The organism is uncultured Fretibacterium sp. (assembly GCF_938040765.1).
Classification (GTDB): Bacteria; Synergistota; Synergistia; order Synergistales; family Aminobacteriaceae; genus CAJPSE01.
Genome location: NZ_CALIAA010000125.1, coordinates 1 through 10,536 on the forward strand (window position 1 = coordinate 1; position 10,536 = coordinate 10,536).

Consider the following 10,536-nt stretch of genomic DNA (forward strand, 5'->3'; position numbering starts at 1 on the left):
AGCGATAACGGCGCTGGAATAGCCGTCGTCATAATATTTTCTCAAAGAGGGGACCATGGAGCTTCCTATCGCACTGGCGCTGGCAACCGCCGAGCCGCTGACCGAGGCGAGAAGAGCGCCCGTGAGAACCGCAACATGCGCAAGTCCTCCGTGTACCCGTCCCACCACACTATTGGCGAAGTCGACGAGCCGGTCCATGATCCCGCCCTCAACCATCAGTTCCCCAGCCACCATAAAAAGCGGTATGGAAATCAGGGGAAAAGAGTCGATTGCGTGCATCATACGCTGCGGCATCACGACGAAATCGATAGAGCCCATAAAGAGCCCTGCCAAAGAGGCAAAACCCAATGTGAAAGCCAAAGGCATGCCCAAACAAGCCAATACTGCAAAGACAAGGACGATCACGATACTCATGGGCTTCTGCCCTCCCAGATTTTAGTTCCGAAAATCACCTGAAGGATAAGGTGAAAAAAACTGTGTATCATGGAAATCAGGATGGGTATGTAGTAGACGGCCGCCGTAAAATTGAGAATGGGCATGAGCTCCTGCATTTTTTCGCGGGTCGCCCCGATACCATAGTAGAAAACGACCAGACAGAGCAAGGCGCAAAACATCATCATGCCTCGGGAGACTCCCTCGAACCAGGTCGTGGGAAGTTTTCTGACCAGAATATCGATCCCCACATGCACCCCGGCCTTGAGACCATGAGGGATAGCCAAGAACATGGCCCACACAAAGGTAAGCCGGGATACCTCATCGGCCCAGGCAATGGAATAGGAAAAAAGATAACGGGTCAGAACCTGAAAAACGACCAACAGGGTCATCAGGAGCATATTGACGATAAGTACCCATCGGGAAATTTTGTCAATAAACTCGAGCAATTTGAGACAAAGAAGAAGGACCGCGGATTCGGCCTTAGTCGAATCCGCTGGCTGATGGCATTCTCCCTTCATTTCGCAATCTCTGCCAAAACGGCATTGACAAGCTCGTCGCCGACCTTTGCTTTTACCTGATCGATTACGGCTTTCGTCTTTTCACGCAGAACAGCGCGAACTTCGGGAGAAATGGGATCGAACTGCATTCCCGAATCCACAAGGAACTTGAGGCTCTCGGCATCCTCGGTAACCGCCGTCTGGCGCTGCCAGGCCACTGCCTCGGCCATCGCTTTTTCTATTGCCGTTCTTTCCTCTTCACTGAAGCTATCGTACTGTTTCTTGCTGGCGGCCACGATCACAAAATCGAAGAAATGAGCGGTATCGGAAAGGTATTTCTGTACCTCGTTGTACCGACTGGCCCGGATCAGGGCAAAAGGATTCTCCTGTCCATCAATGACTCCCTGCTGCAGTGCCTGATAGACCTCCTTCACATCCATCGCGATAGGACTCGCTCCTAAAGCCTCGAAGGTCGCGATATGCGTCTGATTGGGCTGGAGACGTATCTTCAGTCCCTTGAAATCCTCGACGGACTTCAGAGGACGGATATTGTTGGTGACATTCCGAGCGCCGACTTCCATATATCCCAGTGCCTGGAATCCTTTTTCTCCAAGCCGTTCGTTCAGAAGATCTCCTACCTTGCCGTCCATGACTCGAAATGCCGCGTCCCTGTCCGGGAAGATGAAAGGTATGCTCACCGCTTCCAATTCGGGAACGGTACGAGAGAGATAACCGATCGTCAACCATGTTGCAAAAATGGTCCCGTTCCGGACCTGGTCGACATTCTCCGCCGCTCCGCCCAGCTGCAGCCCGGGAAAGACCTCTGCTGTGAGCTCGCCCTTCGAATATTCCGCCAGTTTCGTCTTGAAAATCTCCATTGCGCGGCTGCTTGAATGCTCGGGCTGTATATTGCCCGCCAATCGCAGAACCTTGGCAGCCGAGGCCGGAGAAACAAGGAGGGAAAACACCAGTGCGCCCAAAAACAATGCCTTGACCTTCATCAAAAGACCTCCTTTAAAATAGATCCTTCATGAAATATATCCCGATACTCCTCTCACTTAACCGATAACATTCGATAACATTCCATTTTTTCATACCGGAAATTCTCCCTATCGGCTCCACATCCTTTAGATTTTGGAAAGATCGCTCATCAAGTACGTCGTCTGTCGCTTTGAGGGTTGAACGCCTCCTTTTTCCGAGGGAAGAAAGGCTGAACTCAAAACAGCTATAAAACAAAACGTTTCGTTTTAGCCTGCCCCTTTCTCGATTTAGAATGATCAAAAAGAAATCAGTTACGTTCCCTTTGCTTTGCTCTGCTCCTACTCATCCCGCACCAATGCTTCAAGACGTATGCGGGATATGGCTGCTATCTGTTCCAACGCGGTACGCCGCTCCTCCGCCGTCGACCTGTCCAGACGGCGCGACAGCTCATAAAAAATACCCTCCTTGGTGTAGTGTCTGACACAGGCGATGAAGGGGAAACCATGCCTTGCCCTGTATTCGGCGTTCAGCGAATTCAGGCACCGAAACTCCTCGGGCGCGAGAGCGTCGAGGCCGGCACGGGCCTGCTCCAGTGAGGAGTTCTCCGTCAGCTTCCCCTCCTGCATCTCCCTGCCCGCCAACTCGGGGTGAGCGCACAGGAATTGAAGGACCGTATCGTCGGAACTGGACAGGACAGCCCCCATCATGGCCTCGTGAAGCTCGGCCAGGTTTTCGAAAGGACGCCGTGCGAAAGCCGCGGAGGCCACCCATGGGGAGTGTTCGAACACCGCACCAAGCAGGCGGACAAAACGCTCCTCCTCCATTCCGTTCAGATCGTTCAAGGCAATTCGCGAATCGGACATTGTCGTCTTCATCCCTTTTTCCTCCGTTCCAAGCCCCTCTGGCCATGTCCCCATTCGGAAATTTCGAGGGGGAGCGCCGCCAACGAAACCAGAGCGACGAAACACGCCCACCTCAGGTTCGGCAGCAAGCCCACCAGCCCGCCCACGACGACATGGACGAAAACGTTTCTCCCCCTATCGCTCGATCGCCAAGCGCAGTCGACGGGATGTATAAAAACTACTTATGGCCTTCCCCGACATCTCCGCCCAGATAGGCCCTCTGCACCCGCTCGTCATCGCGAAGCTCCGCCGAACTCCCCTCCAGGGCGACCCTGCCCGTCACCATCACGTAGGCGCGATGGGAGATCTTCAGGGCCATCCGGGAGTTCTGCTCCACCAGGATAATGCCGACCTCGTCCTCCCGGTTGATCTGGACGATGGCCCGGGCTATCTCCTGTACGAAGATCGGCGCCACGCCGAGCGACGGCTCGTCCAGCAACAGGAGCTTGGGACGTGCCATCAAGCCGCGGCCTATGACGAGCATCTGTTGTTCGCCCCCGCTCATCGTCCCGGCGGTCTGCCCGATACGTTCCTTCAAGCGGGGGAACCGGGTGAACACCCGTTCCAGCGACTCCTCGACCTCCGCACGCCGACGGTTCAGAAACGCCCCCATCAGCAGGTTGTCCTTCACCGTCATGAGGGGAAACACGTGCCGCCCCTCCGGGACCATCGTGATTCCCCGCTTGACGATCTCCTCCACCGCAAGGTGATCGATCCGCTCTCCCTCGAAGACGATCTCCCCGGCATCCGGGCGGCGGAGCCCTGTGATCGCACGGAGCACCGAGGTTTTTCCCGCACCGTTGGCCCCGATCAGCGTCACGATCTCCCCTCGGTTCAGCGAGATGGATACACCGCGGAGCGCCCGGACGCAATCGTAGGTGATGTTCATGTTCTTCGCCTCGAGCATCAGAACCCCACCTCCTCGTCCTCGTGCCCGAGATAGGCCTCGATGACTGCCTCGTCCGACTGGATAGCGGCGGGCACGCCCTCCGCTATCTTCTTTCCGAAGTTCAGCACCACGATTCGGTCGCTGATGCTCATGACGGCGGGCATGTCGTGCTCCACCAGCAGGACCGTTACGCCGCGGTCCCGGATGCCGCGAACCATCCGCATGGCGTGCTGCGTCTCGTCGGAGTTCATGCCGGCGAAGGGCTCATCCAGCAAGAGCAGTTTCGGCCGCGCCGCCATCCCGATGGCGATGCCCAGTGCGCGGAGGTAGCCATGCGGCAGAGTGGAGGCCTGCATCTCCTTCACATCCTGCAGGCCCAGGTAGTCCAGGATCTCCGCGGCACTCTCCCGAAACCGGGCCTCGTCCCGCCGCGCCGCGGGGGTCCCGAAAAAAAAGCCGGTCAGCGACGCCGTGCTCTGGAGATGGTGCGCGACAACCACGTTGTCGATCGCCGTCATGTTCCGGAAGATCGTCGTCTCCTGGAAGGTGCGGACAATCCCCTTGCGAGCGACGTGGTGGGGCGACATCGAGGTGATGTCCTCGCCCCGATAGACGACCTTTCCGGACGAAGCGTGGAGGAAGGACGATATCAGCTTGAAGAGCGTGCTCTTCCCCGCGCCGTTGGGGCCGATAAGGCTCAGGATCTCCCCTTCCTCCACGGAGAAGGAGACGTCGTTCACGGCCGCCAGGCCGCCGAATCGTTTGGTCAGGTTCTTGACCTCCAGCAGGGGCATGGTCATCGTCCCTCCTCCCCCTCGTCCTGGGGATCGGGCGCGCAGAGGAAGCGCCTGCGTCCCCAGGGCAGTTTGAGGCTCAGCAGCCCGTTGGGCAGCCAGAGCATCATGCCGATCATGATCAAGGAGTAGATGAGGGGCTGATACTGGTTGAGTCCCTGGAGCATCTCGAAGCTGATGAAGAGGACGAACGTGCCGACGAGCGCACCCCAGACGCTCCCCAGCCCTCCCAGAAAACAGTAGAGCAGAAAATAGGTGGAATCCTGGACCGTAAAGGATGCGGGATAAACGGACTGGTGCATCGTCACGAAGAACGCCCCGCCGGCCCCCGCGAATGCGGCACAGATGGCCAGCGCGATCACGCGCAGCCTGGGGACGTCGACCCCGAAGGAGGACGCCAGGTCCTCGTTCTGCTGGAGCGAACGAAACAGCCAGCCCAGGCGGCTGTTGACGATCCGGTAGAGCGCGGCGAACCCGATGATGAGGAAACAGGCGCCGAGGTAGTAGAACGCCAGGTGCTTGTCGACGGCCGAGAAGTCGGGGATCAGGGTCAGCCCGCCGACGCTCAGAGCTCCGGGCAGGGGCAGGTTCAGAATCCCCTTGGCCCCATTGGTGATCGACGGAAAGCTCTGGGCCGCCAGGCGCGCCGTCTCCGTCAGGCTCAGGGTGATCATCGAGAAATAGACGCCCTTGAGGCGCAGCAGGGGCATCCCGATCAGCACGCTGAGCAGCACGGTCACGAGGATGGCTCCCACGAGCGACGTCCAGAAGGAGCAGCCCAGCCGGGAGACGAGGATCGCGGAGGTATAGCCCCCCACCAGGGCGAAGGCCCCCTGCCCGATGTTGATGCGGCCGATATAGAAGATCAGCCACACCCCCGCACTGATCACGCTCAGGACGGACGCGGTGGTGAGGACCCTCAGAAAATAGGGCCTGTCCCGAAACACAAGGGGAATGGCCACGAGATAAATCAGCAGGAATACCGCTAAAAGCGCGATTTTCTTCATTTTCATGAGACCGCCCTCCTCAGCTTACGGCCTTGCCCATCAAGCCGTTGGGGCGCACGGCAAGGAAGACGATCAGGGCCACGAAGATGATCAGGTACGTCTCTCCGCCGGGGAAGAAATAGTAGCCCCAAGACTCGAGCATGCCCAGGGCCAGTCCGCCCAGGATGGCGCCGGAGATGGCGCCGGCCCCGCCGATCATGACCATGATGAAGGTCTTGACGGAGATCCATTGGCCCAGTCCCGCGTTGACGCCCGAGATGGGCACCAGCATCGCCCCCGCCAGGCCGGCCAGCATCGCCGCCAGGGCCCAGCCGAGTATGGCGTAGCGCCCCACGTTGACGCCCATGAGCCGCGCGGTCTCCGCATCCTGGGCCATGGCCCTCAGGGCCCGGCCCGGTCGGGTGTAGCGCATGAAAATGATGAACGCCGCGATAAACAGACAGGAGAGTCCGATCACCAGAAGCCTGCCCTTGGGGATGAAGACCCCTCCGACGTTGAAGACCCCGCTCACGACGGCCGGAACCCCCCGATGCTTTTCCCCGAAGAAGATGAGCACGAGGCTCTCCACCATCATGGCCGTCCCGGCGGAGAGGAGCATCGTGCTCTCCTCCCGAACGCTGCGCCTCAATACCGGCCGGAAGAAGAGGAGCTCGAAGAGACAGCCGACGACGGCCAGCGTCAGAGCGGACGCCAGGAGCGCGACGACGAACGGCAGCTTCATGCCTCCGTAGACGTAGTAGGTGACGAATCCGCCCAGGACGTAAAGTTGACCGTGGGCAAAGTTCAAAACGTTCATCAGGGCGAAGATCAGCGTCAGTCCCAAGGCTATGAGCGCGTACTGAGCCCCCGTGTACAGTCCGTTGAAGAGTACCTGTCCCAAAAACGATCCCTCCTATCGGGACGGCGAGGCCCCGAAGCATGACTCGGGGCCTGCCCCGAACCCCGCCATAAGCGGACGGCGCGGTTTGTCGTTTTTCACCGGCCGTCCGCTTATGGGCTTCCCTGGAGGACGAGCCCCCTGCCCCCTCGCCCGTCCCGCCACGGGGACACGCCCCCGGTGGGACAGGCCCGTAGGGGCGCCGGGGAACCGGCTCCCCGGCCGGGGGATTGGGGGGCGGCGCCCCCCGTCCCGTCACTCCGCGCTGCCGACGAAGAGGGTCTTGAAGTCCCCGCCTTCGAACACGGTGACGACCATGGGGATGGAGATCTGGCGCTTCTGGCCGAAGTAGGGCGTGCCGATGTAGTGCAGCGGCCGGTTGTCCTTCAGATACGGGTTGGGCATGGAGAAGGTCTCCATGGCGGCCTTGAACTTCTCCACGTCGTCAATGGCCTCCGGCCCAGCCTGCTTCAGCGTGTTCAGTATGATCTCGAGAGCATAGACCTTCGTCCCGGCCTCGTCGTTCCACTCCCCGGCGACCTTCTCGTATTCCTTGATGAAATCCTCCATGTACGCGCTGCGGATCTCCGGGGTGCTCGCTCCCCCCACGGAGATGAAGCCGTTGGCCGCGTCGCCGGCCAGTTCCGCGATCACCTTCGCGTCCTGGGCGGTCTCCGTGCTGAGGATGCCCTCGAAGCCCAGCTCGCGTGCCGTCTTGATCAGCAGGGGCGTGTCCGCGGGCGCGGCTCCGGAGAGCACCAGCAGGTCGGGCTTCTTGCCCACGACGCTGGACATGACGGGGAAGAAGTCCGTGGTGCCGGGCTCGTAGGTGTCCTTTTCGGCGAGGATCTCAAGGCCCAGTTTCCTGGCGGCCTCCACGCCCTCATCCCTCTGGTTCAGGGACTCCGAGTCGTTGCGCGCGACGAACGCGATGCTCTTGATCCCCTTCTCCTTCATCAGGTAGGAGTAGATGACAGGGCCCGCCTGATAGGACGCGATCATGCCCAGAATCGAGTTGCTGGCCGGGGCGGTATAGAGCTTCTTGGAGAAGGCATAGGGAATGCTGATGGCCTTGCCCTTCTCGATGACGGGGACGATGGCCATGGAGGTCGGGTCGATGTTGGGCCCGATGATGTAGTGGATGCCCTCCTCGTAGATCAGGCGCTCCGCTCCCGACACGGAGACCTTGGGGTCGTTGCGGTCGTCGACCGCGACAATCTTGATCTTGTAGGTGTCCTCTCCGATCTGGAAGCCGCCCTTGTCGTTGATCATCTTGGCGGACGCCTCGGCGCAATAGCGGTTCACCAGCCCCCAGGAGGCCGCCGGCCCGCTCATGACGCCCAACACGCCGATCTTCAGCTCCTTCTCCGCCGCCAGCGCCGCGCTGCAGAGCGACAGGGAAAGCAGGACGACCAACACCGACGCCAATGCCTTACGAGACGAAAAACAGAACCTGCCCATCAAAAACACGCTCCTCTCCCGGGGCCTTTGCCCCAAAGACGATGATGAACGGCGAGAGGAAAGAACTCCCTCGCCCGGCGAGGGGGGATGCCCCCACCCCCTACGCATGCCGCTCTTTTTTTTCAAGGGGTCCGGCGCCTGACCAGCTCCCCGTAGCCCGGCGAAACCCGCACGGCCCCGCCGCCCCAAACAACCTGCCCACGCACCAGAACCGTCTCGGGAACCCCGCGCCCCTCCAGGCCGACGAAGGCCGAGATGCGGTTGAGGTATTGAAGGGAATCCTCCGTGATCCGCCATTCCCGGTCGGGATCCAGGATCACCAGGTCCGCATCCGCCCCCGGCCGGACGGCGCCCTTCCGCTCCCACAATCCGAAGATCCGCGCCGGCCCCTCCGAGAGCCGGGCGGCGACGAGGGAGGGAGAAAGCCCGCGGCGGTGCACGGCGCGATCGAAGAAGACCGACATCAGGCTCTGAATACCGCTGATCCCGCCCCAGGCCTTGAAGGCCCCTTCCCCCTCGTCCTTCTCCCGGGGGGCGCATGGCGAGTGGTCGGAGGCCACGCAGGCCAGGGTTCCGTCGACAACATAATCCCAAAGCGCCTCGCGGGCCGCCGCATCCCGCAGCGGAGGCGCGCACTTGAAGAGCATCCCCCGCTCCAGGACGTCCGTCTCGTCGAAGACGAGATAGTGCGTACAGGTCTCGGCCGTCACGGGCAGCCCCTCGGCCTGAGCCCCACGAATCAGCTCCGCCACCCTGGGGTGGCTGACATGGCAGATGTGCACCCGCGCACCGGTCGCACGCGCCAGTTCGATCACCCCGGCGACCGCGATCCGCTCCGCCTCCACCGGACGCGAGCGCAGGAAGTCGATGCGGCCGGTCCGGCCCTCCCACACGGCGCGCTCCTCCTCGTGCCGGATGATGGAATAGTCCTCGGCATGGAAGCCGACCAGGCCGCCGAAAGAGGAGGCGACCTCCAGGGCCTCCCGCACGACCCCCAGGGTGAGCGTGCGATAGTCCGGAGAGACGGGCCCCAGAAAAACCTTGAACGCGGTGACGCCCGCGTCGTGAAGGGCGCGCATTTCGTCGAGGTTGTCCCCCGTCAGTCCGCCCCAAAAGGCATAATCCACGAGGGCCTCGTCCCGAACGGCCTCGAACTTGCGCGCAAAAATCGCGGCATCCGTCAGGGCCGGCTCGTTCTGCAGGGGCATATCCACCACCGTGGTCACGCCGCCCGCCGCCGCCGCCGCGGTCCCATGGGCAAAATCCTCGCGCCAGGTGAAGCCGGGATCGTTGAGGTGTGCGTGGACGTCGATCGCTCCGGGCATCACGAGCCTGCCCTCCGCATCGAGGACCTGAGCCGCCCGGACGCCGTCCCGCACATGGGGCGCAAGCAGCGCGGCCACCCGCCCGTCCTTCACGGCCACGTCGGCCGCGTCGATCCCCTCGGCCGAAACGACCCGGCCGTTCTTCACCAGAAGATCACAGTCCATTTTCAAACCTCCGTCCAGGAGGACAAGCCTCTGACCTCCGAGGCTTTTCGAATGAAACCCCTATCAAACCTCTCTGCCATCCGGCAGGACCCGGGTCTTCACGCGCGGAGCTTCAAAAAGCCCCACCTTGCTGCTCGTATACCCAAGGCAGTGATAGGCCTCCGCCTGTTTGATGGCCACGGACAGGCCGTCGATGCAAACCACCCCGCCCGCCTCCTCGCCGATCGCGTGGTCCCGCCCGGAGAAAGAGGCCCCGCCCAGACAGATCACCTCGGCTCCATCCTCCTCCAGAGCCCGCCTCGCCTCGCGGGCAAAGGCCGTGTTGGCCGCTTTCAGGTCGTCGAAAGATTGCTTTACGTCCATGTCGACCGTTCGAACCGAAGCGCACAGGGCCTCCAGGCCGTAATAGCGGACCAGACTCTCAATCACCGGTTTGAAGCGGTTCAAGGGGGACAGGATGCTGAATCGATGTCCAAAGGAACACGCCGCCAGCATCGAGGCCTGAGCGATGCCATAGACCGGCTTGTTCGTCAGTTCTCGGGCGGCATAGAGCCCCGGATCGCAGTAACAGGCGATGACGAAGGCGTCGTAGTTTTTCTCGTGACGTCTGACCAGATCGACTGTAGCCAGGGCGGCAAAGGCTGCGTCATAGTTCCCCTCGATCACGGGCACGCCCCATTCCGCACAGATCACGTCCACCGTCGTACCGGGGTTCGCCAGCCTGCGCGAAACCTCACGGATCTTGTCCGTGATCTCGCGGTTCATGTTGGAATTGATGACCAACAGTTTCATTTCGATACCACCTCTTTATTCCAAAAATGACGGACATGCCGCGAACTCCACGGGAGCGGCCCGGCATAAACCCTCCGACGGCCGCCGATTACGCCTCCACACCGCCCGGCAGGGTCCGGACCTTCGTACGTGGAATCTCGAAAAGCCCCACCTTACTGCTCGTGTAACCAAGGCGGTGGTAGGCCTCCGCCTGTTTGAGGGCTGCGGACAGGCCGTCGATGCAAACCACCCCGCCCGCCTCCTCGCCGATCGCTCGGTCCCGGCCGGCGAAAACTGCTCCGCCCAGGCAGATCACCTCGGCTCCGTCCTCCTCCACGGCCCGCCTCGCCTCGCGGGCAAAGGCCGTGTTGGCCGCCTTCAGGTCGTCGAAAGATTGCTTTACGTCCATGTCGACCGTTCGAACCGAAGCGC

Annotated in this window: 12 protein-coding genes; all 12 read right to left on the reverse strand. The window is 61.2% G+C overall.

From position 1 onward, the window contains the following. A partial coding sequence (locus tag Q0176_RS04675; RefSeq protein WP_299299720.1) for a TRAP transporter large permease subunit occupies positions 1-414 on the reverse strand: 414 nt, incomplete at its 3' end. Next, entirely contained in the window at positions 411-953 is a 543-nt protein-coding gene (locus Q0176_RS04680) for a TRAP transporter small permease (RefSeq protein ID WP_299299722.1), read from the reverse strand. The genes Q0176_RS04675 and Q0176_RS04680, both read right to left, overlap by 4 nt. Further along, positions 950-1,933 (reverse strand): TRAP transporter substrate-binding protein, encoded by a 984-nt coding sequence (locus Q0176_RS04685; protein ID WP_299299724.1) that lies wholly within the window; start codon positions 1,931-1,933, stop codon positions 950-952. Before Q0176_RS04685 ends, Q0176_RS04680 begins: the two co-directional genes overlap by 4 nt. Positions 1,934-2,251: 318 nt before the next feature. Continuing rightward, complete coding sequence (gene uraD / locus Q0176_RS04690) at positions 2,252-2,788, reverse strand: 2-oxo-4-hydroxy-4-carboxy-5-ureidoimidazoline decarboxylase (protein WP_299299726.1); 537 nt, start codon at positions 2,786-2,788, stop codon at positions 2,252-2,254. A 205-nt stretch (positions 2,789-2,993) separates the two neighbouring features. Then, complete coding sequence (locus Q0176_RS04695; RefSeq protein WP_366797173.1) at positions 2,994-3,722, reverse strand: ABC transporter ATP-binding protein; 729 nt, start codon at positions 3,720-3,722, stop codon at positions 2,994-2,996. Beyond that, positions 3,722-4,504, reverse strand: coding sequence for an ABC transporter ATP-binding protein (locus Q0176_RS04700; protein ID WP_299299728.1), 783 nt, complete (start codon positions 4,502-4,504; stop codon positions 3,722-3,724). The genes Q0176_RS04695 and Q0176_RS04700 overlap by 1 nt, the downstream gene beginning before the upstream one ends. After that, on the reverse strand, positions 4,501-5,511 hold the full coding sequence (locus Q0176_RS04705) for a branched-chain amino acid ABC transporter permease (RefSeq protein ID WP_299299730.1): 1,011 nt from the start codon (positions 5,509-5,511) through the stop codon (positions 4,501-4,503). The genes Q0176_RS04700 and Q0176_RS04705 overlap by 4 nt, the downstream gene beginning before the upstream one ends. A 13-nt stretch (positions 5,512-5,524) precedes the next feature. Then, on the reverse strand, positions 5,525-6,385 hold the full coding sequence (locus Q0176_RS04710; RefSeq protein ID WP_299299732.1) for a branched-chain amino acid ABC transporter permease: 861 nt from the start codon (positions 6,383-6,385) through the stop codon (positions 5,525-5,527). Positions 6,386-6,637: 252 nt separating this feature from the next. Continuing rightward, positions 6,638-7,843 (reverse strand): ABC transporter substrate-binding protein, encoded by a 1,206-nt coding sequence (locus Q0176_RS04715; protein ID WP_299299734.1) that lies wholly within the window; start codon positions 7,841-7,843, stop codon positions 6,638-6,640. Between the two features lie 122 nt (positions 7,844-7,965). Further along, a complete protein-coding gene (allB, locus tag Q0176_RS04720) occupies positions 7,966-9,333 on the reverse strand; it encodes an allantoinase AllB (protein WP_299299736.1) in 1,368 nt (455 codons plus the stop codon). A 63-nt stretch (positions 9,334-9,396) separates the two neighbouring features. Continuing rightward, entirely contained in the window at positions 9,397-10,125 is a 729-nt protein-coding gene (locus tag Q0176_RS04725; protein ID WP_299299737.1) for an aspartate/glutamate racemase family protein, read from the reverse strand. Between the two features lie 88 nt (positions 10,126-10,213). After that, the coding region (locus Q0176_RS04730) for an aspartate/glutamate racemase family protein (RefSeq protein ID WP_299299738.1) at positions 10,214-10,536 on the reverse strand (323 nt) is incomplete at its 5' end.